24 protein-coding genes and 1 pseudogene are annotated in these 24,583 nt (G+C 73.7%); 12 read left to right on the plus strand and 13 right to left on the minus strand.

What is annotated here, in order from left to right; genetic code table 11:
- Positions 1-303: 303 nt before the first annotated feature.
- Positions 304-1,181: pseudogene (locus ACFOX0_RS25090) on the minus strand (IS5 family transposase).
- A 323-nt stretch (positions 1,182-1,504) separates the two neighbouring features.
- Here ACFOX0_RS25090 and ACFOX0_RS25095 point away from each other — a divergent pair.
- Positions 1,505-2,374, plus strand: a complete 870-nt coding sequence (locus tag ACFOX0_RS25095; RefSeq protein WP_377550315.1) for a PAC2 family protein — start codon at positions 1,505-1,507, stop codon at positions 2,372-2,374.
- A gap of 65 nt (positions 2,375-2,439) precedes the next feature.
- On the opposite strand, the gene ACFOX0_RS25100 is transcribed toward ACFOX0_RS25095, so the two are convergent.
- Positions 2,440-3,468 carry an aldo/keto reductase family protein gene (locus ACFOX0_RS25100; protein ID WP_377550317.1) on the minus strand — a complete coding sequence of 343 codons (1,029 nt, stop codon included), beginning with the start codon at positions 3,466-3,468 and terminating at the stop codon, positions 2,440-2,442.
- A gap of 131 nt (positions 3,469-3,599) precedes the next feature.
- On the opposite strand from ACFOX0_RS25100, the gene ACFOX0_RS25105 reads away from it, so the two are divergent.
- Complete coding sequence (locus ACFOX0_RS25105) at positions 3,600-4,391, plus strand: GntR family transcriptional regulator (protein WP_377550319.1); 792 nt, start codon at positions 3,600-3,602, stop codon at positions 4,389-4,391.
- Positions 4,392-4,414: 23 nt separating this feature from the next.
- On the opposite strand, the gene mshC is transcribed toward ACFOX0_RS25105, so the two are convergent.
- From mshC to ACFOX0_RS25135, 6 genes are all read right to left on the minus strand, one after another.
- Positions 4,415-5,653 carry a cysteine--1-D-myo-inosityl 2-amino-2-deoxy-alpha-D-glucopyranoside ligase gene (gene mshC, locus ACFOX0_RS25110; protein ID WP_377550321.1) on the minus strand — a complete coding sequence of 413 codons (1,239 nt, stop codon included), beginning with the start codon at positions 5,651-5,653 and terminating at the stop codon, positions 4,415-4,417.
- Positions 5,654-5,767: 114 nt separating this feature from the next.
- Complete coding sequence (locus ACFOX0_RS25115) at positions 5,768-6,586, minus strand: SCO1664 family protein (protein ID WP_377550323.1); 819 nt, start codon at positions 6,584-6,586, stop codon at positions 5,768-5,770.
- Positions 6,583-7,170, minus strand: coding sequence for a DUF3090 domain-containing protein (locus ACFOX0_RS25120; protein ID WP_377550325.1), 588 nt, complete (start codon positions 7,168-7,170; stop codon positions 6,583-6,585). The genes ACFOX0_RS25115 and ACFOX0_RS25120 overlap by 4 nt, the downstream gene beginning before the upstream one ends.
- A gap of 103 nt (positions 7,171-7,273) precedes the next feature.
- Complete coding sequence (locus ACFOX0_RS25125) at positions 7,274-7,960, minus strand: MSMEG_4193 family putative phosphomutase (RefSeq protein ID WP_377550327.1); 687 nt, start codon at positions 7,958-7,960, stop codon at positions 7,274-7,276.
- 122 nt (positions 7,961-8,082) lie between these two features.
- Positions 8,083-8,910, minus strand: coding sequence for an undecaprenyl-diphosphate phosphatase (locus tag ACFOX0_RS25130; protein WP_377550329.1), 828 nt, complete (start codon positions 8,908-8,910; stop codon positions 8,083-8,085).
- 75 nt (positions 8,911-8,985) lie between these two features.
- Positions 8,986-10,038: an LLM class F420-dependent oxidoreductase gene (locus ACFOX0_RS25135; RefSeq protein WP_377550331.1), complete on the minus strand. Its 1,053-nt coding sequence runs from the start codon at positions 10,036-10,038 to the stop codon at positions 8,986-8,988.
- A 200-nt stretch (positions 10,039-10,238) separates the two neighbouring features.
- Here ACFOX0_RS25135 and ACFOX0_RS25140 point away from each other — a divergent pair, with 200 nt between their 5' ends.
- Positions 10,239-11,210 (plus strand): aldo/keto reductase, encoded by a 972-nt coding sequence (locus tag ACFOX0_RS25140; protein WP_377550333.1) that lies wholly within the window; start codon positions 10,239-10,241, stop codon positions 11,208-11,210.
- Between the two features lie 102 nt (positions 11,211-11,312).
- Complete coding sequence (locus ACFOX0_RS25145) at positions 11,313-11,504, plus strand: DUF5703 family protein (RefSeq protein ID WP_377550335.1); 192 nt, start codon at positions 11,313-11,315, stop codon at positions 11,502-11,504.
- Between the two features lie 13 nt (positions 11,505-11,517).
- Here the strand turns inward: ACFOX0_RS25145 and ACFOX0_RS25150 are convergent, their stop codons facing one another.
- On the minus strand, positions 11,518-12,192 hold the full coding sequence (locus ACFOX0_RS25150) for a hypothetical protein (protein ID WP_377550337.1): 675 nt from the start codon (positions 12,190-12,192) through the stop codon (positions 11,518-11,520).
- 69 nt (positions 12,193-12,261) lie between these two features.
- On the minus strand, positions 12,262-13,590 hold the full coding sequence (locus tag ACFOX0_RS25155) for a M20/M25/M40 family metallo-hydrolase (RefSeq protein ID WP_377550339.1): 1,329 nt from the start codon (positions 13,588-13,590) through the stop codon (positions 12,262-12,264).
- Positions 13,591-13,737: 147 nt separating this feature from the next.
- On the opposite strand from ACFOX0_RS25155, the gene ACFOX0_RS25160 reads away from it, so the two are divergent.
- The 3 genes from ACFOX0_RS25160 (at position 13,738) to ACFOX0_RS25170 (ending at position 16,007) form a co-directional block, all read left to right on the plus strand.
- Entirely contained in the window at positions 13,738-14,388 is a 651-nt protein-coding gene (locus ACFOX0_RS25160; protein ID WP_377550341.1) for a hemerythrin domain-containing protein, read from the plus strand.
- Positions 14,389-14,543: 155 nt separating this feature from the next.
- A complete protein-coding gene (locus tag ACFOX0_RS25165; RefSeq protein WP_377550343.1) occupies positions 14,544-15,515 on the plus strand; it encodes a LysR family transcriptional regulator in 972 nt (323 codons plus the stop codon).
- Positions 15,516-15,767: 252 nt separating this feature from the next.
- Positions 15,768-16,007: a hypothetical protein gene (locus tag ACFOX0_RS25170; RefSeq protein ID WP_377550345.1), complete on the plus strand. Its 240-nt coding sequence runs from the start codon at positions 15,768-15,770 to the stop codon at positions 16,005-16,007.
- A 5-nt stretch (positions 16,008-16,012) separates the two neighbouring features.
- Here ACFOX0_RS25170 and ACFOX0_RS25175 read toward each other — a convergent pair whose 3' ends face one another.
- From ACFOX0_RS25175 to ACFOX0_RS25185, 3 genes are read right to left on the minus strand one after another with little or no spacing between them, the layout of a single operon-like run.
- Positions 16,013-16,363, minus strand: coding sequence for a DUF3140 domain-containing protein (locus ACFOX0_RS25175; RefSeq protein ID WP_377550347.1), 351 nt, complete (start codon positions 16,361-16,363; stop codon positions 16,013-16,015).
- Positions 16,363-16,569 (minus strand): hypothetical protein, encoded by a 207-nt coding sequence (locus ACFOX0_RS25180; protein WP_377550349.1) that lies wholly within the window; start codon positions 16,567-16,569, stop codon positions 16,363-16,365. The genes ACFOX0_RS25175 and ACFOX0_RS25180 overlap by 1 nt, the downstream gene beginning before the upstream one ends.
- A 26-nt stretch (positions 16,570-16,595) precedes the next feature.
- Positions 16,596-19,160, minus strand: coding sequence for an ATP-dependent Clp protease ATP-binding subunit (locus tag ACFOX0_RS25185; protein ID WP_377550351.1), 2,565 nt, complete (start codon positions 19,158-19,160; stop codon positions 16,596-16,598).
- Positions 19,161-19,245: 85 nt separating this feature from the next.
- Here ACFOX0_RS25185 and ACFOX0_RS25190 point away from each other — a divergent pair, with 85 nt between their 5' ends.
- The 5 genes from ACFOX0_RS25190 (at position 19,246) to ACFOX0_RS25210 (ending at position 24,518) form a co-directional block, all read left to right on the plus strand.
- Positions 19,246-19,644, plus strand: coding sequence for a hypothetical protein (locus ACFOX0_RS25190; protein ID WP_377550353.1), 399 nt, complete (start codon positions 19,246-19,248; stop codon positions 19,642-19,644).
- 188 nt (positions 19,645-19,832) lie between these two features.
- The gene (locus ACFOX0_RS25195; protein WP_377550355.1) at positions 19,833-20,093 is read left to right on the plus strand and encodes a hypothetical protein; all 261 of its coding nucleotides are present in this window, start codon (positions 19,833-19,835) and stop codon (positions 20,091-20,093) included.
- Positions 20,094-20,099: 6 nt separating this feature from the next.
- Positions 20,100-21,137, plus strand: coding sequence for a hypothetical protein (locus ACFOX0_RS25200; protein ID WP_377550357.1), 1,038 nt, complete (start codon positions 20,100-20,102; stop codon positions 21,135-21,137).
- Positions 21,130-23,871 (plus strand): FtsK/SpoIIIE domain-containing protein, encoded by a 2,742-nt coding sequence (locus ACFOX0_RS25205; protein ID WP_377550359.1) that lies wholly within the window; start codon positions 21,130-21,132, stop codon positions 23,869-23,871. Before ACFOX0_RS25200 ends, ACFOX0_RS25205 begins: the two co-directional genes overlap by 8 nt.
- Positions 23,868-24,518: a hypothetical protein gene (locus ACFOX0_RS25210; RefSeq protein WP_377550361.1), complete on the plus strand. Its 651-nt coding sequence runs from the start codon at positions 23,868-23,870 to the stop codon at positions 24,516-24,518. Before ACFOX0_RS25205 ends, ACFOX0_RS25210 begins: the two co-directional genes overlap by 4 nt.
- Positions 24,519-24,583 lie beyond the last annotated feature (65 nt).

A 24,583-nucleotide genomic window follows, 5' to 3' on the forward strand; every position in this document is an offset into this window, starting at 1 on the left:
CACCGCCGCGCGCCTGGTCCACGGCCAACGCCGCCGCCGACTACGCATCCCACCGACCTGGCCCTGGGCCGAACAGATCACCGCCGCGTTCGCCCGGATCGCGGCCATCCCCGCACCCGGCTGACCACCACAGCCGCCATCCCACCGACCGGAGGACCCCCAGGAGACCACGCCCACCGCCGCGACAGACGGCCCCTCACTGCACCCCCGAACCAGATCAATCGGAGACCACCGATCAATCACCCCGGGTCGAAACACCCGACACCAGCCATGAACGATCGAGGCTAGGCCGTGTCTCGCGGATCATGAAGAGCGGTCCGGGACCGCGCGGAGCCAGTCGAGGGTTTCGGCGAGGTCGAGTGTGGCCTGGTAGGACTCGGAAAGCTTGTCGTAGCGGGTCGCCAGGCCACGCCACTGCTTTCGCCTGTTGAACCCTCGCTCGACCTGGTTGCGCTGTCTGTAGCGGTCGGTGTCGAAAGACGGCGGACGCCCACCAGAAGATCCTTTCTTGGCCCGGTTGGCTTTCTGATCCGTCCGCTCGGGGATCACCGCCTCAATCTTGCGGACACGCAACGCCGCCCGGTTCGCCTTGCAGGAGTACGCCTTGTCCGCCGACAGCGAGTCCGGACGCTTGCGGGGCCGACCGACCCCACCCGGACGCTTGACCGACACCTGGTCCAGCAACGCGATCAGCTGTTTGGTGTCGGCCACCTGGCCTGGCGTGACCCGCGTGGCGAGCGACCGGCCACGCCCGTCGGTCATAGAGTGAACCTTCGTGGTCAGTCCCCCACGGGAACGACCCAGACCTTCCCGTGCCTGCGCCTGCTGCGCATCGAGCCCCCTTTACGAGCTCCCGCGGCATGCTGATGAGCCCGCACCACCGTCGAGTCGACCTGAGCGTGCCAGTCGACGTCACCGTCCGCCTCGGCCACCGCGATCACATGCGCTTTCAACCTCGCCCACGTGCCGTCAACGGCCCACCGGCGGAACCGTCCAGCCAGGGTCTTCCACGGCCCGTACCGCTCCGGGGCGTCCCGCCACGGCGAGCCCGTACGTTTCACCCAGCAAATACCGTTGATCACCTGCCGGTGATCACGCCACTGACCACCCCGAACCGGCTGCTTGGGCAGCAACGGTTCCAAGATCGCCCACTCGTCATCCGTCAGATCAAATCGCGCCACGTAAGGAACAACGAGTCACCCCCAAGATCCGCGAGACACGGCCTAGGCGTCCGGGCCGATGCAGGGAGCATCGACCCGACGGCCGGCCCGGTCCGACTCGGTGCCCGGCCGCGGCCTGTCCGCTCCGTACCCGGTCGTCCGGCTCGGCCACGGCGGGCCCGGCGCGGCCGGCGGGCCCCGCGCGGGCCTGGCACGTAGGCTACGGACGTGAGGGACAACAGGGACGCCACCACCAGGCACAGCGCGCGGGCCGCCGGGCCCGCCCTCCGGACCGCCCCGGTCGGACGTGGGCGTGGTGACGGCGAACGCAGCGAGGAGACCGCATGACCGAGTTCGACGGGCTGCCCGTCCTACGGTCGCCGGTGGCCATCGCGGCCTTCGAGGGCTGGAACGACGCCGCCGACGCGTCCACCGCCGCCGTGGAGCACCTGGAGCAGGTCTGGTCGGCCCGCAAGATCACCGAGCTCGACCCGGAGGACTTCTACGACTTCCAGGTCAGCCGGCCGACGATCAACATGGCCGAGGGTGAGACCCGGCGGGTGGAGTGGCCGACCACGCGGTTCATGGTCGCCAGCCCGGAGGGCACCGACCGGGACGTGGTGCTGATCCGCGGCATCGAGCCGAGCATGCGCTGGCGCACCTTCTGCGAACAGGTACTGGAGATCTGCCACAGCCTGGAGGTCAACCGGGTGGTGCTGCTCGGCGCGCTGCTCGCCGACGTGCCGTACACCCGGCCGTTGCCGATCAGCGGAAGCGCGTCGGACAAGGACTCCGCCGAGCGCTACCAGCTCACCCCCACCCGGTACGACGGCCCGACCGGCATCGTCGGGGTGCTGCACGACGCCTGCACCCGCGCCGAGGTGGACGCGTTGTCGTTCTGGGTGCACGTGCCGCACTACGCCAACAACCCGCCCTGCCCGAAGGCGACGCTGGCGCTGCTGCACCGGGTCGAGGAGGTGCTCGACCTGCCGGTGCCGATGGCCGACCTGGCGGAGGAGGCGGCCGAGTGGGAGCAGCGGGTGAGCACCGCCGCCGAGCAGGACGCCGAACTCGGCGAGTACGTCCGCGAGTTGGAGGAGCGGGTCGGTGACGCCGGGATCAAGCCGCTGACCGGGGACGAGATCGCCCAGGAGTTCGAGAAGTACCTGCGCCGCCGGGGCGGCTCGGCCGGCCCGACCGCCGGCTCCTGGTGACGGGCTGACGGTTGACGGGCCGGCCGGTCGTCAACGCGTACGGTCGGCCGGCCCGCCACCGGTGATCAGGTCGCCGCGGCCGCCCACTCCGGCTTGACCGCCATCATCCGGGCGGTCTTGCCCGGGTCCGTGTCGACCAGGTCGCCCAGCACCTCGTCGATCCGGCGCAGTACGTCGTCGGGCAACCGGAGGCCGGCCGCGCCGGCGTTCTCGGTCACCTGCTCCGGGCGGGACGCGCCGATCAACGCCGCGCACACGCCGGGCCGGTTCAGCACCCAGGCGACGGCGAGTTGCGCCATCGACCGGCCGACCTCGTCGGCGATCGGGCGCAGCCGCTGCACCCGCTGCAGCAGGTGGTCGCCGAGCACCCGCCGGACGAACACCGGTGACCTGCCGTCCCGGTCGGCCCGGGAACCGGCCGGCGCCGGCCGACCGGGGTGGTACTTGCCGGTCAGTACGCCTTGGGCGAGCGGCTGGAAGGCGATCTGACCGATCCCCTCGGCCCGGCACAGCGGCAGCACCTCGGGTTCGATCACCCGCCAGAGCATGTTGTACTGCGGCTGGTTGGCCACGATCCGGTCGCGTAGGCCGAGTTCGCCGGCCAGGTCCAGGGCCGACCGGAGTTGCGGCGCGGTCCACTCGGAGACGCCGAGATAGCGCACCTTGCCCTGCCGGACCAGGTCGTCGAAGGCGATCAGGGTCTCGTCCAGCGGGGTGCCGTCGTCGAACCGGTGCGCCTGGTAGAGGTCGACGTAGTCGGTGCCCAGCCGGCGCAGCGAGGCGTGGCAGGACTCCATGACGTGCTTGCGGGACAGGCCCCGGTCGTTGGGGCCGTCGCCGGTGGGCAGGCAGACCTTCGTGGCGATCTCCACCGACTCCCGGCGTACGCCGCGCAGGGCCTCGCCGAGCAGTTCCTCGGCGGCGCCCATGGCGTACACGTCGGCGGTGTCGAAGGTGGTGATGCCGGCGTCCAGGGCGGCCCGTACGCAGGCCAGGGCGGCGTCCCGGGCCACCGATTCGCCGTGCGTGAGCCAGTTCCCGTAGGTGATCTCGCTGATCATCAGGCCGCTGCGGCCGAGGTGGCGATGCTCCATGTGGATCACCGTACGGTGATCGGCCGTGGGGCGGCGTCCCGCGTGTCGGTCCCGGGTGGATCGGCGTGTCGCGTTCCTTCCGGCACATCCCGTAGGCCATCCTAGGAACCTAGCTGTGATGGGGAGGACCGATGCAGATCAATCCGGGCACCGCCGAGTTCCCGCACCGGCAGATCGCCGCGCAGTTGCGGGCGCGCATCCGGCAGGGTGACTGGGCCGCCGGCGAGCGGCTGCCGTCCATCCCGGCGATGGCCGAGATGTTCGGCGTGGCCAAGCAGACCGTGCAGCGCGCCGTCGACCAGCTCCGGGTGGAGGGCGTACTGATCACCAAGCCCGGCTCCGGGACGTACGTCCGGGGCACCCGGCGCCGGCTCAACCGGCTCTCCCGCGGCCGGTACGGCGGCTACCGCGGCTACCACGCGGACCTGGCCGCCCGGTACCGGCAGCAGCTCGTCGAGGTCGGTCGCGCGCCGGCCCCGCCCGAGGTGGCCGACGCGTTCGGCGTCTCCGACGGCACCGAGCTGCTGGTCCGGCGGCACCTGGTGCGCACCGAGGACGCGCCGGTGGAGATCGGCGCCTCCTGGTTCCGGGTCGCCGACGCCGAGGGCACCTCGCTGGAACGGGCCGAGGCGTTCGGCCGGCCGCTCTACCAGGAGGCCGAGGAGGAGACCGGCCGGCGGTACGTCACCGCCACCGACACGATCAGCGCCCGGCAACCCAGCCGGGAGGAGGCCGAGCTGCTGCAGATCCGGCCGGACACGCCGGTGCTGCACCTGCTGCACGTGGCCTACGACGCGGCGCACAAGCCGATCGAGGTGGCCCAGGCGACCTGGCCGGGACCGATGACCACGCTGACCGAGGAGTACCGGATCCCGGCGCCGACGCCGGAGCCGGACCCCGATCCGGGCCTGGTCCTCGGCTGAGCCCGCGCCGGCCCGGTGATCGCCTAGAGGCGGATGCCGAGCAGGGCGTCCACGGTGGCGGCGAACAGGGCGGGCGCCCCGGTGTCGGCGCCGGTGCCGGTCAGCGTGCCCTCGACCCAGGCGTCCAGCAGCGCCAGCGCGCCCGGGGTGTCGAGATCCTCGGCCAGCCGGGCGCGTACCCCGGCGAGCAGCTCGTCCCCGGACGGCCCGGCCGGCGCGGTGGCCGCCTCCCGCCAGCGGGCCAGCCGCTCGGTGGCGACCTTGAGCAGTTCGTCGGTCCACGCCCGGTCGGACCGGTAGTGGCCGGCCAGCAGGGCGAGCCGGACCGCCATCGGGTCCACCCGGTCGGCCCGCAGCCGGGAGACGAAGACCAGGTTGCCGCGGGACTTGGACATCTTCTCGCCGTCCAGGCCGATCATGCCCGCGTGCACGTAGTGCCGGGCGAACGGCGCGGCGCCGGTCAGCGCCTCCGCGTGCGCGGCCGAACACTCGTGGTGCGGGAAGACCAGGTCGTTGCCGCCGCCCTGCACGTCGATGGTCTCGCCGAGCAGGTCCAGGGCGATCGAGGCGCACTCGATGTGCCACCCCGGCCGGCCGGGGCCGAGCACCCCACCGGGCCAGGACGGCTCGCCCTCGCGGACACCGCGCCACAGCAACGGATCGAGCCGGTCCCGCTTGCCGGCCCGGTCCGGGTCGCCGCCGCGTTCGGCGAAGAACTCCAGCATCCGGTCGCGGTCCAGGTTCGACTCGTAGCCGAACCGCGGCGCGGCGGCGATGTCGAAGTAGACGTCACCGGTGCCGTCGTCGAGCCGGTACGCGGCGCCGGCGTCCAGCAGCGCGGTCACCCGCTCGGCGATCGCCGGGATGGACTCGACCGCGCCGACGTAGTGCGCCGGCGGGATGATCCGCAGGCTCTCCATGTCCTCCCGGAACAGGGCGGTCTCGCGCATGGCCAGCACCACCCAGTCCTCACCGTCCCGGGCCGCCCGCTCCAGCAGCGGATCGTCGATGTCGGTGACGTTCTGCACGTACGTCACCGGGTGCCCGGCGTCGCGCCACAACCGCTGCACCAGGTCAAAGGTGATCATCGTGGCGGCGTGCCCGAGGTGGGTGGCGTCGTACGGGGTGATGCCGCAGACGTACATGGTCGCCGCGCCGGTCGGGTCACTCGGGGCGACCGTCTGCCGCGCGGAGTCGTACAACGCGAGCGGCTGCGCCGTCCCCGGCAGCCGCGGTACCTCGTGGCCCGCCCATGAATCCATGGTCGCCAGCCTAACGACCCGACGGGCCGCTCCCCCGGCCCGGCACCGGAAGTGATCAAGCCGACAGCGCCGGCCGCCCGGACACCGGCGACGCGATCGCCCCCGGCGGTGGGGTCACATCGGCGGCCAGGGCACCGCGGGCCAGTCCGGCGACGGGGCCGGGAACCGGCTGTCGGTCCGCAGCCGGGCGACCCGGGCGGTCAGCGCGGCGACCTCCCGGACGGTGAGGTGGTCGGCGAGTTCCTCGCCGAGCGGTCCGGCCAGGCTGCCGGCCAGCCGGCCGAGCATCTCCACCGCGTCCGGCGGCAACTCGCGGCCGGTCCAGCCCCACAGCACGGTACGCAGCTTGTCCTCGACGTGCAGGCTCACCCCGTGGTCGACCCCGTAGATCCGGTCCTCCGGGCCGACCAGCACGTGCCCGCCCTTGCGGTCGGCGTTGTTGATCACCGCGTCGAAGACCACCAACCGGGCCAGCCGCGGATCGTCGGAGTGCGCCAGCGCGTACGGGTTGCCGTCCTCGTCCTCGGCGGCCGCGACCCGGAACCAGCGCGGCGGCAGGCTGTCCGCCGGTACGAAACCGACGAGCGGTTCCGCGTCGTCGGGTTCGTCGATCCAGAGCTGGCAGGCGCCCGGGCCCAGCGGCCCGTCCCGCAGCACCGTCGGCGGCACCACGTGCCAGTCCATCGCGTGCGAGATCAGGTACGCGCTGACCTCCCGACCGGCCAGCGTGCCGTCCGGGAAGTCCCACAGCGGCCGCTCGCCGCGGATCGGCTTGTAGACGCATCGGCGGGTCACCCCGTCCAGGGTCAGGAATCCGCGCAGGGTGGTGTTGGAGGCGTCGACCAGCCGACCCTCCAGTTCGAACTCGCCGCCGCGCAGCAGCCGCAGGGCGTCCGGCTCGTCGAGCACCGGTTGCACGGACTCCGCGGTCACCGGTGGTAGCCGTTGTGCCGCGGGCAGAGGTGGCCCGCGGGGTCGAGCGGTTGGCCGCAGAGCGGGCAGGGCGGGCGACCGGCCGCCACCACCCGACGGGCCCGTTCGATGAACTCGCGGGCGGCCTGCGGGGTCAGCCGCACCCGGAGCCGGTCGAGATCCTCGTCCGGCTCGTCCTCGTCCTCGTCCTCGACCTCCTCGGCGACCCCGGTCAGCTCGGCCTCCGACTCGGACTCGGTCTCGCCGGCCTCGATCGCCTCGATCACCACGGTCGCGGTGTCGACGTCGAAGGCCAGGCCGAGGGTGCCGACCCGGAACTCCTCCTCGACCGGCGTGTCGAGGGGCTCGTTGTCGGACCCGGCGGCCACCGACTCCGGCAATTCCACCCCGAACCGGCGGCTGGCCTCGGTCAGCAACTCCTCGAGCTTCTCGGCCAGCAGGGACACCTGAACCTTCTCCAGCGCGACGCTGACCAGCCGGCCCCCGCCGCGCGCCTGGAGGAAGAACGTCCGTTCTCCGGGCGGCCCCACGGTCCCTGCGACGAACCGCTCCGGCGGCTCGAAGGCGTGCACCTGGTGGGTCATACCCACGACCCTATCCGGCCCGTCACGGCGCCGCGCGGCGCACCGACCCGAATCGCCGCCCCGGCGGTGCCGCCCGCCGTCGGCCCGGGGGTCGGGGTGCCGCTCACCGGCCCGATCCCCCGGCGCCGCCGCCGACCGGGGCGTCGGATTCGGCCGCGGCGGCCGGCGGCGCGACCAGGTTGGTCAGGTCCCCGCCGGTGTCGTTGGCGCGCAGCACGAACGGTCGGGTCGGGGTGTAGCGGATCGCGGTCACCGACCCCGGGTCGGCCACGATCCGCTGGAACTGGTCGAGGTGCAGACCCAGGGCGTCCGCCACTATGGCCTTGATCACGTCGCCGTGCGTACAGGCGAGCCAGATCGCCTCCGGTCCGTGCCGTTCGGTCAGCCGGGCGTCCCAGCCACGGACCGCGGCCACGGCCCGGGCCGCCATCGCCGCCATCGCCTCCCCGCCGGGGAACACCACGGCGCTCGGGTGCTGCTGCACCACCGGCCACAGTGGATCCTTGGCCAGCTTCTCCAGCGGCTGGCCCTCCCAGTCGCCGTACCCGCACTCGACCAGGCCGTCCTCCACCACCGGGGCGGCACCGGGCAGCGCCAGCTCCAGGGTCTGCCGGCACCGGATCAACGGGCTGGTGACCACCGCCGCCAGCGGCAGGCCGGCCAGCCGCTGGCGGACGGCGACCGCCTGGGCGCGGCCGGTGTCGTCCAGCTCGACCGGTTGGCGGCCGGCCAGGCCGCCCTCGGCGTTCGAGGTGGTCCGGCCGTGTCGCAGGAGCAGGAGGGTCGCCACGCCACCACCCTAACGGGGTACGCCCGGCCAGCCGGTCGGGCCCGGCCGCGCGCCTCTGGCCGGGCCCGGCCGCGCGCCTCCGGTCGGGCGCCTCCGGCCGAGCCCGATCGGGCCGCCCCGGGTCAGGTGGCCGCGATGGTGCCGGTCATCAGCAGGGCGAGCACCAGGCTGCCCAGCGCCACCCGGTAGAGCACGAACACATACAGCGTGTGGTGCGCCACGTAGCGCAGCAGCCAGGCGATGGCGGCGTAGCCGACCGCGAAGGCGATCACCGTGGCGACGATCATCTGCGCCCCGGACGGCGCGTGCCCGGTCCGGTCGAACACGTCCGGGATGCTGAACACCCCGGACATCACCACGGCCGGGATGGCCAGCAGGAAGGAGTACCGGGCGGCGGTCTCCCGGGTCAGGTTGAGGAACAGCCCGGCGGTCAGCGTGCCGCCGGACCGGGACACCCCCGGCACCAGGGCCATCGCCTGCGCGAATCCCATCACCACGCCGTCGCGCATCCGGAAGTCCTTGATGATCCGGCTCTGCCGGCCCCAGAACTCGGCGAAGGCCAGCACGAAGGCGAACACGATCAGGACCGTCGCGACCAGCCAGAGGTTCCGGGCCGCGGTGCGGATCTGGTCCTTGAACAGCACCCCGAAGATCCCGATCGGGATCGAGCCGACGATGACGTACCAGCCCATCCGGTAGTCGAGGCTGGAGCGGACCGAGGAGTCCCAGATGCCGACCACCCAGGTACGGGTGATCCGCCAGATGTCCTTGGCGAAGTAGACCAGCACGGCGGCCTCGGTGCCGAGCTGGGTGACCGCGGTGAAGGACGCGCCGGCGTCCTGATCGAAGAAGATCGCCGAGGTGATCCGCAGGTGCGCCGACGAGCTGATCGGCAGGAACTCGGTCAGCCCCTGGACGATGCCCAGGACGATTGTCTCAATCCAGCTCATGCCGGCCCTCCGCTGCGCTGCGGGCCGTCATGAGCACGTTCACGCTGATTCTGATGGTTCGCTCGCTCCGCTCGCTCACGATCCGACTCCGGCCAGGTCGAGGGCCTCGGCGCAGGTACGCAGGGTCTGCACCCCGCTGTCCCGGTCCGCGACGAACAGGGTCACCGAGAGGGTGGTGACGCCGGCCGCGGCGTACTCGCGCATCCGTTCGGCGATCCGCTCCTTCGGGCCGAGCAGCGAGGTCCGGTCGATGAACTCCATCGGCACCGCGGCGGCCGCGTCCCGCTGCCGCTTGTCCAGGTAGAGATCCTGCACCTCGCGGGCGGCGTCGCCGTAGCCCATCCGGGTGGCAAGCTGGTTGTAGAAGTTCTGCTTGCGGCTGCCCATCCCGCCGACGTAGAGGGCGGCGTACCAGCGGACCAGTTCGGCGCAGTTCGCGATGTCGTCGCCGACCACCACCGGCACGGACGGCACGACGTCGAAGCCGGCCAGTTCCTTGCCGACCCGGGCCCGGCCCGCCCGGACCGAGGCGAGCTGTTCCTGGGCGAACTCCGGGGCGTAGAAGACGGCCAGCCATCCGTCGGCGATCTCGCCGGCCAGCTCCAGGTTCTTCGGCCCGACGGCGGCCAGGTAGACGGGGATGTGGTCACGGGGTGGATGGAAGCCCAGTCGGAGCGCCTTGCCGGGGCCGTCCGGCAGCGGAAGGGTGTAGTGCTCGCCCGCGTACTCGACCGGCTTGCGGGCCACCGCCAGCTTGACGATGTCGACGTACTCCCGGGTCCGGGCGAGCGGCTTGGCGAACCGGACACCGTGCCAGCCCTCGGAGACCTGCGGGCCGGAGACCCCCAGCCCGAGCCGGAACCGGCCGCCGGAGAGCGCGTCGATGGTGGCGGCCGTCATCGCGGTCATCGCCGGGCTGCGCGCCGGGATCTGCATGACCGCCGAGCCCAGGTCGATCCGCTCGGTCTGGCCGGCCATCCAGGCCAGCATGCTGGGCGAGTCCGACCCGTACGCCTCCGCCGCCCAGACCACCGAGTAGCCGAGCCGGTCGGCCTCCTGGGCGAGGGCGAGATGGTCGGCGGGTGTACTCCACGCCGTCTGGTAGCCGAGGCTGAGCCCGAGTCGCATCTGGTTCTCCCCATCCGCACCGCAAGTCGCATCAGGGTACGCAATACGGCCGGGCGGTCCGATCACCGGTGTGCCCGGCCCGCCGGTCGGGCGTCCGGCGACGACCCGCACGGCGGCCGGACGGTCGGCTAACCGACGATCATCGCACTTCACCGGGAGCGAGGATATCCGCGCGGCGAGGTAATGAATAAGGTTCACCCATGCAACAGCGACCGCTCGGCCGAAGCGGGCTGGCGGTCTCCCGGCTCGCGCTCGGCACCATGACCTGGGGCCGGGACACCGACGCCGACGACGGTGCGGCCCAGCTCAAGAGCTACCTCGACGCGGGCGGCAACCTGGTCGACACGGCCGACGTGTACGCCGACGGCGAGGCGGAGGCCGTCATCGGCTCCCTGCTGGGCACCCTGGTCGCCCGGGACGACCTGCTCATCGCCACCAAGGCGGGGCTGCGACCGGGGTCGTCCCGGCGCCGGGACGGCTCCCGGGGACACCTGTTGCGCACCCTGGACGCCTCGTTGCGCCGGCTCGGCACCGACCACGTGGACCTGTGGCAGGTGCACGGCTACGACCCGGACACCCCGCTGGAGGAGACCCTCGCGGCCCTGGACCACGCCACCGCCAGCGGCCGAGCCCGGTACGTCGGCGTGTCGAACTTCTCCGGCTGGCAGACCGCCCGCGCGGCGGCCTGGCAGGCGGCCTTCCCGGGCCGGGCCCCGGTGGTCGCCACCCAGGTGGAGTACTCCCTGCTCGAACGGGGGGTGGAGCGGGAGGTGCTGCCCGCCTGCGCGGCCCTCGGGCTGGGCGTGCTGCCCTGGTCGCCGCTGGGTCGAGGCGTTCTGACCGGGAAGTACCGCCATGGGCGGCCGGCGGACTCGCGGGCCGCATCGCCCCATTTCGAGCCGTTTGTCGCATCTTACCTGGAGCCGCGCTGCTCGGCCATCGTCGAGGCGGTCGCCACCGCCGCCGACGGGCTCGGCGTCTCCCCGCTGGAGGTGGCGCTGGCCTGGGTGCGGGACCGCCCCGGGGTGGTGGCGCCCATCCTCGGCGCCCGGACCGTCGGCCAACTCCAGGGCGCCCTGCAGGTGGAACGGATGACCCTGCCGGTCGAGATCGCCCGGGCGCTGGACGACGTCTCGGCGGTGCCGGTGGGTTACCCGGAACGGGACGGCTGAGCACCGGACCCGGATGACCCCCGTCACCAGGGCGGACCCCGACGGGCGGCACCGCGCGCCGGGACTGGTGCCGGCGGGAGGCGATTGGGCAGGATAGTTCCCATGGACTACGAATACGCGCCGCTGCGGTTACCGCCGAATGTCGACCGGTTGACCGCCGCGGCGCAACTCGCCATCCAGGCGGAGTACTCCGGTTGGGAACTGGCCCGGGTGCGGCTGTTCCGCGACGGCACGCGACAGGTGGTGCTGCGTCGCCGGGTGCTGAACAAGCCGCAACCGGGCCTTTCCTACTGAATTCTTCCCGGCCTCAGCGGGCCGGCTCGGCCTCGTCGTCCTCGACGTCGTCGGTCAGGAACGGGTGCTCGTCGAGCCGGCCGACGAGCGTGTCCTGCGGACCCGGCCGGAACGGACCGGCGCCGTCCTCGTCGTCGTACGCCTCCAGGTCCAGCGGCTCGGTCACCTCGCTGACCATCACCAACCCGTCCAGCGGCTCCAACTCCGGGATGTCCAGCCCGCCGAGCGACCCGTCCCCGGTCTGCAGCAGCTCCAGCACCGCCTCGCCGACGCCCTCGACCGGCGCGACCTCCTCGCCGTCGGGCAGGCCGGAGCGTCGGGCCGCCTCCGCCACCCGCAGCAGGGCCGCCACGCTGGGCACCCGGAAGTCGCGGCGCTGGCGCACCGACAGCACCCGCGGGTGCGGGTCGGCCGGCTCGCCACCGTCCGCCCCGCCCAGGCCGACGCCGAAGCGCTCGTCGGCCTCGTCCGGGTCGATCGACTCCACGTCCCACGGGGTGACCTCACCGAAGGCGTCGAGCAGCCGCTCGTCGTAGTCGTACGAGGCGTTGTTCAAGGCGACGTACGACTGCCATACGGCGTCGTCGTCGATGCGCCCCTGGGCCGCCTTGACCGCGGCGAGGTGTCCCCGGGCGGCCTCGACGACCCGTTCCAGGGCGGCGTCCAGCTCGGCGTGCTGGTCGGTCATGGTGTCAGCAGTCCCTTCGCAGAAAATCTGGGGCGGTGGCGGACGACGCCGCGGCGCATCCCGGAGCCGTCAGCAGCTCCGGAGGAACCGGTCGAGAACCCGCACGCCGAACTCTAGCCCGTCGACCGGAACCCGCTCGTCAATGCCGTGGAACAGCGCGGAGAAGTTCAGGTCGGCCGGCAACCGCAACGGCGCGAAGCCGAAGCAGCGGATGCCGAGGGTGTGGAACGCCTTCGCGTCCGTACCGCCGGACAGCATGTACGGCACCGGGTGCGCGCCCGGGTCCTCGGCCCGCAGCGCGGCGGACATCGCGTCGACCAGCGCACCGTCGAAGGTGGTCTCGATCGCCTCCTGCCGCTGGATGTACTCGATCTCAATGTCCGGCCCGACCAGCTCCCGCAGCTGCTCGGCCAGCACCTGCGACTGGCCCGGCAGGCTGCGGCAGTCGATGGTGGCGGTGGCCCGGCCGGGAATGACGTTGTCCTTGTAACCGGCGGCCAGCCGGGTCGGGTTGGCGGTGTTGCGGATGGTCGCCCCGACGATGTTGGCGATCGGGCCGAGCTTCGCGATCGCCAGTTCCGGATCGTCCGCGTCGATCTCGATGCCGAGCAGCTCGGAGACGTGGTCGAGGAAGGCCCGTACGGTGGGGGTGACCACCACCGGGAACCGGTGCCGACCGACCCGGGCGACCGCCTCGGCGAGGGCCGTCACCGCGTTGTCGTCGTGCACGAACGAGCCGTGCCCGGGGCGGCCGCGGGCGTGCAGCCGCAACCAGTCGATGCCCTTCTCCGCCGTCTCGATCAGGTAGAGCCGCCGCTGCGCGTCCAGGCTGTACGAGAAGCCGCCCACCTCGCCGATCGCCTCGGTGCACCCGTCGAACTCCTCGGCGTGCCGCCGGGTCAGGAAGTGCGCGCCGTACTCGCTGCCGGCCTCCTCGTCGGCGGTGAACGCCAGCACGATGTCCCGCGCCGGTCGGACCCCGGTGCGCTGCCACTGCCGCACCACGGCGAGCACCATGGCGTCGAAGTCCTTCATGTCGATGGCGCCCCGGCCCCACAGGTAGCCGTCGGCGAGCTCGCCGGAGAACGGGTGCACCGACCACTCGTCCGGGTCGGCCGGGACCACGTCGAGGTGGCCGTGCACCAGCAGGGCGTCCCGGCCCGGGTCGGAGCCCGTGATCCGGGCCAGCACGTTGGCCCGGCCCGGTGCCGACTCGTAGATCCGCGCCTCGACGCCGACCTCGTCGAGCTTGCCGGCCACGTACTCCGCGGCCTGCCGCTCGCCGACGCTGGTGGCGTTGTCGCCGGTGTTCGTGGTGTCGATGCGGAGCAGGTCGCGGCACAGCTCGACGACCTCGTCCGGTGCGGGTCCGGGAACGGATGCGGGGTGGCTGGTCATGCTTCTTCATACCAGCCCGCCGGCCCGCGCGGTGCGGTGCGGGTTTCGCCGGGAGCCGCCCCGGGTACCGCCGGTGACGCCGACACAGACCCGTCGCGCCGCGCCAGGGACCCGCTCCGGGGCGTGCAACCGCGCAAGGAGGACCAGATGACCGCCGTCCCCCTTCCCCCGCTGCCCGGCGCCACCGACGAGGACGCCGACTACCGGCCCGGCGGGCGCAGCGCGGTGGAGATGCTGGCCGACGAACACGACCGCATCGTCCGGCTCGGCCGCGAGCTGGCCGATCCGACGACCGACCCGGCGCACCGGCGGGATCTGGTCGAGGTGCTGAGCGCCACGGTGACCCGGCACCTGTCCGCCGAGGAGCAGTACCTCTACCCCACCGTACGGGTGGCGCTGCCGGACGGTGGCACGCTGGCCGACCGGGAGATCGCGGCGGACGTGGAGCTGCTGCGGACCCTGCGCGACCTGGCCGCGACCACGCCGGACGACCCCGACTTCGACGGGCTCGCGGCCACGGTGTCCGAACAGTTGCGCCGGCACGTGCACGCCGCGGCCACCGAACTGTTCCCGCCGCTGCGGCAGATCGCCAGCGACGCGGAGCTGATCCGGTTGGGCAACCGGGTGGAGATCGCCGTGGAGGCGGCGCCGACCCGGCCGCGACCGGCCACCCCGACCACGCCACCGTGGAACAAGGTGGTCGAGCCGGCCCTCGGGATGGTCGACAAGGTACGCGACGCGGTGACCCGGCGACGGACGTACATCGAGGACTTGTCGACCCGCCCCCGGTCCATGTGAGGGCTCGAAGAACGCGGTTCGTTACGGAACGTTGCCCAGCGGGTCGTGATTGTTAACACGCCCTGTCTGTTCGGGTGGCTACACCTTGCCGTTCGGCGGATCTTTAACAACCAAAGGTCTTCCGGCGGATCCCGTTCTGGTCCTACCGTCACGCTATGAACTTGGAGTTGCGCCACCTCAAGGTGGTCTGCGCGATCGCCGAGACGGGCAGCGTGACCAAGGCGGCCTCGGCCCTGGGCCTCGCCCAACCGGCCCTCACCGCACAGCTTCAACGGATCGAACGCACGCTCGGCGGCCCCCTGTTCGAGCGGGACCGCCGGGGCGCGCGGCCGACCGCCCTCGGTGAACTGGTGCTGGAACGCGCCCGGGTGCTGCTGCCGGCGATGAAGGGGTTGCAGGACGAGGCGGCCCGGCTGGCCGGTGCCGGCACCGGCCTCAACCAGTACCGGTTCGGCGGCGTGAACAGCCCGATCCTCGGCCGGCTGGTGCACCGACTGACGACCGACCAGCCGCACGCGCAGATCAGCACGTACGCCTCCTGGTACGTCGACGAGCTGGCCCAACTGGTGCTCGGCGGCCGGCTGGACTACGCGCTGGCCGGCGTCTGCGGCGACGCGACCCCGTCCGCCGAGTACGGCCTCACCTGGCAGGCGGTCGCCGTGGACGCCGTCTTCGTCGTCCTGCCCGAGGCGCACCCGCTCGCCACCCGCGACGAGGTCGACCTGGCCGACCTCGCCGGCGAGCAGTGGGTCGCCGCGCCGGGTGACGGGTGCTTCGGGGACTGCTTCGCCTCGGCCTGCGCCCGGGCCGGCTTCACCCCCCGCAAGGTCTACGAGACCGACATCCGGGGCAGCACCGACCTGGTGGAGGCCGGCGCCGCGGTGGCGCTCTGCCAGGCCACCTTCCGGCCGGTGTCCGGCCTGGTCACCCGGCCGTTGGCCGGCGCGCCGCTGCGCTGGCGGCTGCTGCTGGGCTGGCACGCGGAGTCGCTGGCGGCCGGGATGGCGGAGCGGATCCTGGCGTACGCCCGGGCCGCCTACCACGACGCGATCGCCCGGAACCCGAACTACCGGGCCTGGTTGCTGCGCAACCCCACGTTCGGCGCGCAACGCCCGGCCGCGGCGTGACGTGCGGGGCGGGCGCCGCGGCATAACCACGCCGCGCGGTATGAGCAAGGTGGTATCTGTCCCGGCCCGTGTACCGGGCGTTAGGTTCTGAACGCGCCCTTCCAGATCCAGGTCGCCGATCCGTGACCCGGGCCGGCGTCCCTGACCCCCGGTTCGGCAGGGCGAGCTGGCGGCGCCGCCCGGTGATCCCCCACCCGGGCGGCCCGCGCCGTCCGGGCGTGCGAACCGGCCAGAACCGGGTACGGGTACCCCATGACCGACCTGTATCAGCCCGACGGCGACGAGCGGGACACCGCCCGCCGGGCCGCCGAGGCACACACCGCCGCCTCCCGCGACGTGGAGGTCTTCCTGCGCCGGTTGCCCGCGGTGCCGACGGCGGGCGACGTCGCCGAGTACGCCGCCCTGGTGGCCCGGGAGGAGGTGCTGCGGGCGCAGCGGCAGGCGGCGGTACGGACCGCCGGGTTGGACGTGCCCAGCGTCGAGCCGCAGTGACCTGGTCAGCGCTCCAGCAGCGGGTCGTGCCCCAGGTCCAGCAGCGCGTGCCGCCAGCTCTCGTCCGCCGCCCCGGCGGCGGGCCGGGCGTCGAGCAGGTCGTGGATGCCGGTGACCGCCTCGCGCATCACGTCCAGGTCGGCGCCGGTGAGGTCCACCTTGCGCTTGCCCTTGACCGCGAGGATGGACCGGCCGGGTTCGGGCAGGTCGAGGGCGGGGTCGGCGGAGAACGCCTGCTCGCCGGAGCCCTGGGTCAGCAGCCAACTGCGCAGCCTCTCGGAGTTGACGTTCACGACCTCGTGGAACTCGACCCAGAGCTGCTCCACCTCGGGTTCGATCCGCTGTTCCCGCGCCATCAGCACCCCTCCTCGTCGTCATCCCGGGCCGGCCCGTCCTGCGCGGCCTCGGCGTGCCGCCGCTCGTCCCGCTCGCGTTGCTGGACGGCGTTGCGCGCCTTCTGGTCGGCGTCGCGCACCTTGGTCCGCCGCGGGTTCGCGGTCGGCGCCTGAGCGACCGCGTCGGTCTTCGACGTCTTCTCCCGCGACTCCTCGGGATCGGTCACCGCCTCCCCTTCCCCGCCCGACCGGCTCACCGGCCGATCGAGGCCGCCTCCGGCGTACGGCCGGACCGGCCATCGCCCGGTGCGACCGCGAACCGCAGTTCGTCGTCGTGGGCGTCGACGGTGACCCGCTGCCCCGAGCCGAGCGTGCCGTCGAGCAGCATCCGGGACAGCCGGTTGTCCACGTCCCGCTGGATGGTCCGGCGCAACGGCCGGGCCCCGAACTGCGGCTCGTGCCCGTGCTCGGCCAGCCAGTCGATCGCCGCTTCGGTGAACTCCACCCCGATGTCCTGGCCGTGCAGCCGGCGGCGGGTCTCCTCGGTCATCAGCTCGGTGATCTGCCGCAGCTGGGCGGCCTCCAGCCGGCGGAAGATGATGATCTCGTCGACCCGGTTGATGAACTCGGGGCGGAACTGCTCCTGCAACCGGCGCATCACCCGCTCCCGCAGTTCGCTGTTCTCCTCGTCGTCGTCGCCCGCGCCGGTCCCGCCAGCGAAGCCCAGCGCGCGGTGGCTGCCGGTGATCAACTCCGAACCCGCGTTGCTCGTCATGATCAGTACGGTGTTGCGGAAGTTCACCACCCGGCCCTGGCTGTCGGTGAGCCGGCCGTCGTCGAGCACCTGCAGCAGGATGTTGAACACGTCCTGGTGGGCCTTCTCGATCTCGTCCAGCAGCACCACCGCGTACGGGCGGCGGCGGACCGCCTCGGTCAGTTGGCCGGCCTCCTCGTACCCGACGTAGCCGGGCGGGGCGCCGACCAGCCGGCTGACGGTGTGCCGTTCCTGGAACTCGCTCATGTCCACCCGGATCATCCGGTCCTGGTCGCCGAAGAGCGCCTCGGCCAGCGCCCGGGCCAGCTCGGTCTTGCCGACCCCGGTCGGCCCGAGGAACATGAAGCTGCCCATCGGCCGGTCCGGGTCGGCGAGGCCGGCCCGGGACCGGCGGACCGCCTCGGCGACCGCGCTGACCGCGTCGTTCTGGCCGACCACCCGCTCGTGCAGGTGCCCCTCCAACCGCAGCAGCCGGTCCCGTTCCTCCTCGGTGAGCTGGTTGACCGGGATGCCGGTGGCCCGGGACACCACCTCGGCTATCTCCTGCGTGCCGACCTGCGGCACCCGCTGGTCGTCGTCGTGCCCGTGGGCGTCCTCGATCCGGGACTCGATCCGCTGGATCCGGTCGCGCAGCGCGGACGCCTTCTCGTACTGCTCGTCGGTGACCGCCTGCTCCTTCTCCCGGCGGACCTCCTCCAGTTCCCGTTCCAGCTCCCGGGTGTCCCCGTCCGGGGTACGGGTGCGCAGCCGGACCCGGGCGCCGGCCTGGTCGATCAGGTCGATGGCCTTGTCCGGCAGGAACCGGTCGGTGACGTACCGGTCGGCCAGTTCGGCGGCGGCGACCAGCGCCTCGTCGGTGAACCGCACCTGGTGGTGGGCCTCGTAGCGGTCGCGCAGCCCGCGCAGGATGGCGATCGTGTCGTCCACGGTGGGCTCCGGCACCAGCACCGGCTGGAAGCGGCGGGCCAGGGCCGCGTCCTTCTCGATGTACCGGCGGTACTCGTCCAGCGTGGTCGCCCCGATCACCCGCAGCTCGCCCCGGCTCAGCGCCGGTTTGAGCATGTTGCTCGCGTCCATCCCCCCGTCGCCACCCCCGCCACCCGCGCCGACCAGGGTGTGGATCTCGTCGAGGAAGACGATCAGCTCGTCGTTGTGTGCCCGGATCTCCTCGATGACCTTCTTCATCCGTTCCTCGAAGTCGCCCCGGTAGCGGGTGCCGGCCACCAAGCCGGACAGGTCGAGCTGGATGACCCGCTTGCCGAGCAGGGTGCGCGGCACGTCGCCGTCGGCGATCCGCTCGGCCAACCCCTCCACGATGGCGGTCTTGCCGACGCCGGCCTCACCGATCAGCACCGGGTTGTTCTTGGTCCGCCGGGAGAGGATCTCCACCGCCTGCTCGATCTCGTCGGATCGCCCGATGACCGGGTCGATCTGGTCGGACCGGGCCAGCTCGGTGAGATCCTGCCCGTACCGGTCGAGGGTGGGGGTGCCGCGGTCCGGCGGCGCCGTCACGTTGCCGCGTTCGGCGTTGGCCGTCTGCAGGGCCTGCGGCTGGATCCGGCTGGCGGCCAGCATCCGGCCGGCCGGCGACTCCGGGTTCAGCGGCAGGGCCATCAGGATGTGCTCCGGCCCGATGTACGAGGCGCCCATCGCCCGGGAGAGCTGGTGGGCGTCGAGCAGGGCGCGTTTCGCCGCCGGGGTCAGCGACAGGTTCGGCGGCACCTCGCCGCCCCGCGCGCCGTCCTGCTGACCGCCCAGCGCGGCGAGCAGCGAGTCCGGGTTGGCCCCGGCGCGGTGCAGCAGGTCGGTCAGCGGGTCGCGCTGCAGCGCGGCCCAGAGCAGGTGGTCGGTGTCCAGGTCCCGGCTGCGCCGCTGGGCGGCCCGACGGGCCGCGTCGGCGAGCAGTTCCCGGGCGTCGGCGGTCATCAGCCGGGTGATGTCCACCCGGTGCGGGGAGCGACGGCCTTCGCTGCCCCGGCCGAAGTAGCGGGCCAGGAACTCGTCCCAGGGGTCGGCGCCGAACTCGTCGGGTCCCTGCGTCATGGTCTCCCCCTCCGGGCACGCGGCGGTCGGCGTGGGCTACCCGGCGGTCGGCCCGACAAACGTACGGCCGTGGCAGGCTGGCCGGGTGGAGCGTGAACCCCTGCTGGTCGTGGACGCCGCCAACGTCGTGGGCTCCCGGCCGGACGGCTGGTGGCGGGACCGGGCCGGGGCGAACGCCCGGCTGCGCGACTCGCTGGCCCCCCTCGCCCGGTCCGGCTGGGCGGAGTTGTCCGCGCCGGTGGAGGTGGTGCTGGTGGTGGAGGGCGCGGCCCGCCGGACCGCACCGGTGGACGGGGTACGGGTGGTCCGGGCGGACTCCTCCGGCGACGACGCGATCGTCGAGCTGGTGGGTGCCGAGCCGGCCGGCCGGCGCCGCGTGGTGGTGGTCACCGCGGACCGCGAACTGCGCCGCCGGGTGACCGAGCTGGGCGCCGAGGTACGCGGCCCGACCTGGCTCCGGTCGGCGCCGAGTCGACCGGATTGACGGATGACGAAGTCGCGACATTGTTGACAGTCGGGACAGTAACCAAGCGTTCTACCTCGGATACTTTCCGTCGCCGGAGGCGGCGCGGAACCGGACAACCGGTCGCCAACACGCCGAGGGGGTCGTCGGGGACGGAAGTCCTCTAGCCTCTACTGTGGGAGCCCTCCCCGCCCCCAGGAGGTCGCACCGTGGCGAGCGTCGCCGAGTTGAAGTCGGCCATTGATGCCGCGTTGCAACAGATCGGCGAAGGCCAGGCCGCGGTGCAGGCCGCGAGCGAGAAGCTGGCCGAGGCGCAGCAGACCCTGGCCGGCGCGCTGGAGGGCAGCGGTCACGCCACCGTCGGCGCCGCCCAGGCCTCACTCTCGCAGGCCAACCAGGAACTGGAGGAATGTCTCGCCGCGACACTCGCCGCGGTCGAGCAGGCGCAGCAGTACGTGGCGACCCTCTGAGCCGCCATGTCCATCATCGAGGAGCTGGGGGCCCGGGTCCGGGCGGCCAACGAGGAACTGCCGGTGGACCTGCTGGGCGTGGCGCTGGACCGGTTCAAGGCGGCCTCCGACCGGCTGCGCTGGGTCCGCCAGGAGTCGGCCGACCCGATGGGCGTACCGGAGCTGTCCGCCGCCACCGAACACGCCGAGAGCGCCGGAGCGGCGCTGCGGGTGGCCCAGGAGCAGTTCGCCAGCTACCTGGCCGCGCTGGGTCTGAGCCGGGACGGTGCCCCGACCGCCCGGCCGGTCCGTCCCGGTGCCGGCGAGCGACGGATCGAACCCGCGGTGCAGCCCCCGCCGGTGGAGGCGGTGCAGCGGGCACCGGGCGGCGAGGCGCACCACTGGTGGCCGGCCCGGGTGGCCGAGTTGACCGGTCGCACCGACGAGCCGGACAACCGGTCGGAACCCCGCGTCACCGACACCGAGGAGTTGCTGCGCCGGGTGGCCGGCGGTGCCCGGACCGGCGACCCGGGCCGGTTGCACGCCGAGCTGCGCCGCGCGGACGCCGACGTCGGGCTCGGCCTGGCCGCCCTCGCCCCGCCCAGGCTGCGCGAGCTGGCCACCGAGCTGCTCGGTCACCCACCGAAGGCGCAGGACCTGCCCCGGCTGCGCCGCGAACTGGACGGCGGCGTGCGCGCCCTGCTGCCCGGCCTCCCCCCGGCCGTCCTGGAGACGGTGCTGACCCGGGTCTGCCGGATGCCACCCCGACGCGACGGCGAGCAGCCGCACCCGGCCGACTCGGCGGTCACCGCGGGTGTCCTCACCGGCCTGCTGGAGGGCCGGGTCGGGCACCCCGCGGACCGGCGCACCGCCGCGGAACGCCGGGCGGCCACCGAGCGGCAGGCCACCGCCGAGCGGCAGGCCACCGCCGAGCGGCAGGCCACCGCCGAGCGGCTGGCCGCGGCCGAGCGACAGACCGCCGCCGACCGCCGCGACGCCGCGCAGCGGCTGGCCGCCGTGGCACGGCCGAACCCCGTGCCACGGGTCGGGACGTCCGATGGCTGATGTCCGCTCCCAGCTGACCGAACGGGTCCGGGAGATGCTGTCGCACGCCCTGGGTTCGGCCCTGGACCGGCTGGCCACCGCCCGTACCGAGGCGGCCGGTGCCCGGGACCTGCTGGCCCGTACCAGGCAGGCCGCCGAGCGGGTGCCGCGCCGGTCGGCCGGGCTGCGCGACCAGCGGATCGCCGAACTCGACAAGCGGTACGCGGCCGAGATCGACACGCTGGCCCGCCGGGCCGTGGCCGAGGCGCACCGTGAATCGCCCGGCGCGGCCGGCGAACCGTGGCCGACCTGGACCCCCGCACCGGCCGGGCGGGGCGAACCCGTCGGCGCGCTGCGGCTCGGCGACGTCGAGCTGCCGGGCGTCGATCCGGTGCCCGCGCTGCTGCCGCTGCTGGACGCGGGCCATGTCGAGCTGTCCGGCGACGACCGGGCGGGCTGCGACGCGGTGGTCGCCACGCTGCTGCTGCGCGCCCTGGGCCGGGCCGCTCCGGGCGCGGTCCGGCTGGTCGGCTACGACCCGGACCAGCTCGGCGGCGGACTGGCCGGCTTCGCCCCGCTGGCCCCGGCCGGCCTGCTCACCTTCGTCGGGCCCGGCGGCCTGGCCCGACTGCTGGACGACCTGGTGGACCAGGTCCGCCGGATCAACGAGACCGTGCTGGCCGGCGAGTACGGCTCGCTGCGGGAACTGGCCGCGGCGACCGGCCGCCGGCCCGAGCCGTGGCGGGTGGCGGTGCTGCTCGGCGGGGACGAGTTGTCCCGGCACGAACGCGGACAGCTCGACCGGCTGGTCCGCACCGGCGCCGCCTGCGGCGTGCACCTGGTGGTACGCGGCATCGACCTGCCCGCCGAGCCGGGCGTGCACCGGATCGTGCTGACCCCGGACGGCGCCCGCATCGGCGACTACCCCGACCTGCCGGTACGCCTGGACCCGGCGCCGCCCGCGACGCTGGTCACCGAGACCTGCCGGCGGATCGCCGAGCGGGTGAACGAGGGCCCACCGCCGACCCCGTTCACCGACCTGCTGCCGCCGGACGACCGGATGTGGCTGGAGAACTCGGCGAACGGCCTGGTCGCCCCGATCGGCGACGGGCCGCAGGGCCGGCAGGTCCAGCTCACCCTCGGCGACTATCCGCCGCACGCGCTGATCGGCGGCCCGTCCGGCACCGGCAAGACCAACCTGATCTTCGCCTGGATCGGTTCGCTGGCCACCCGCTACTCCCCGGCCGAGCTGGAGTTCTACCTGCTCGACTTCAAGGAGGGGGTGTCCTTCGCCCGGTTCGCCCAGGGCCGGCGGGACCCGAGCTGGCTGCCGCACGTCCGGCTGGTCGGGATCAACGTCAACACCGACCGGGAGTTCGGCCTGGCGCTGCTGCGGTTCCTGGCCGAGGAGCTGCGCAACCGGGCCGACGCGGCGAAGCGGCACGAGGTGACCAAGCTGGCCGAGCTGCGGGCGGTGGACCCGGACGGGCACTGGCCCCGGATCGTCGCCGTGGTGGACGAGTTCCAGATGCTGCTGGCCGGCCGGGACGCGGTGGCCCGGGAGGCCGCCGACCTGCTGGAGGACCTGGCCCGTCGGGGCCGGTCGCAGGGCATCCACCTGGTGCTGGCGTCCCAGGACGTACGCGGCATCGAGGCGCTCTGGGGACGCCCGGCGCTGGTCGCCCAGTTCACCCTGCGCATCGCGCTGCCCAAGGCGCTGCGGATCCTGGCCGAGCGCAACGACGAGGCGCAGACGCTGCCCCGGCACCACGCCGTGGTCAACGCCGAGTCCGGGATGGCCGAGGGCAACCAGGTGGCCCGCATCCCGGCGGCCAGCGACTGGGAGACCTGGAGCGAACTGCAGCACCGGCTGTGGCGGATGCGTACCCCGGACGCCGCACCGGCCCGGCTGTTCGACGGTGACGCGGTGCCCCGGCTGGCCGACGCGCCGGACTTCCGGGCGTTGACGCCGCCGGCACCGGCACGGTCCGGCGACGCCGGGGCGGGTGCGCCACCGGGCGCCGCCGCGCCGCCGGCCGGTGGAGCCCGGGGGCCGGTGGCGCTGCTCGGGGAGATCATCGACGTGCAGGCCCGGTCGGCCGGGATGCGGCTGCCCCGGGCGCCGGGCCGCAACCTGGCCGTGCTCGGCACCCGGGTCGACGAGGCCTGCGCGGTCCTCGACGCGGCGGCCCGCTCGTTGGCCCGGCAGCACCGGCCGGGTACCGCCCGTTTCTCGCTCGCCTGTCTCGACCCGGACGCCGACCTACCCGCCCGGGCGCTCTACGACGCGCTGGGCGACGACGCCGCCTGGTACGACGAGGAGACGGTCGCCGAGTTGATGGCCGAGACGGCGGCCGGGCTGACCGCGGGCGGTCCGCCGGGTGAGCCGCACTACCTGCTGCTGTACGCCGTCGACGCGGCCACCGCCCGGTTGGAGGCCCGGGTCGGGCAGCGCACCGGGCTGGACCACCTGCGCCGGATCCTGCACGACGGGCCGGAGCGGCGTACCCACGTGCTGGCCTGGTGGCGCGGGGTGGCCCGGATGCGGTCGGACCTGGGCGGCCCGGCGTCGCGGACCGACCAGATCGGCGCCTGGGTGGCGCTGGACATCCAGGGCGCGGAACTCACCTCGGCGTTGTACCCGGGCACCGGCGGCCCGGACTGGTACCCCCGGCCGTGGCGGGGACTGTTCTTCGACCGGGCGGTGCACCGTACCGGCCAGGTGATCATTCCCTACGGACCGGGGCAGCCGTGACGGACTCGTACGCGACCCTGCTGCGCCGGCTCGCCGAGCTGACCGCCCGGGTCGACGCCCAGCGCGCCGAGGCGCACGCCTGGTACGAGGCCCAGTGCGCCGCGGCCGAACGGGCGGTGGACGCGGCCGGGCATGCGGTACGACGGGCCGACAAGGCGTTGGCCGCCGCCCAGGAGGAGTGGGAGGGCACCGAGTCCGAGGCGGCCCACCTGTGGGAGGCGCTGCGCGGCCGGATCGGGCTGTCCGGCCGGCGGATCGGCCCGGCCCCGGGACCGGTGCCCGGGTCGACCGCCGACCCGGCGACGCTGGTCGCCGGGGTCCGCGACCTGCTCGACCGGACCCGGCGGCCCCGCGACCTGCCCAGCTCGGCCAACCCGGCGCTGGTGCTGTTCGGGGTGCTCGGCGCGGCGGCGGCCTCGGCGCTCGGCTTCGCGGCCCGACTCACCGGGCACCGGTACGGCGGCGACCTGGCCGTGGGACTGCCGGTGCTCGGGCTGGTGGTGACGCTGCTCGGCCCGGTGGTGGGGGTGGCGCCGGCGAAGCTGCTCGCCGACCGCCGGCACGCCACCCTCGGCCCGCGTCCGATCATCGTGGTGGTGCTCGCCGGACTGGTCACCACGGGCGCTCTCTTCGCCGTCCTACGCTGACCCGGCGCACGCCCCGACCCGGCACCGGGCCCGGTACCCGCGCCGCATGGCGGCGGCCGGACGGG

The sequence above is a fragment of the Micromonospora zhanjiangensis genome (genome assembly GCF_042650605.1).
Classification (GTDB): domain Bacteria; phylum Actinomycetota; class Actinomycetes; order Mycobacteriales; family Micromonosporaceae; genus Micromonospora_J; species Micromonospora_J zhanjiangensis.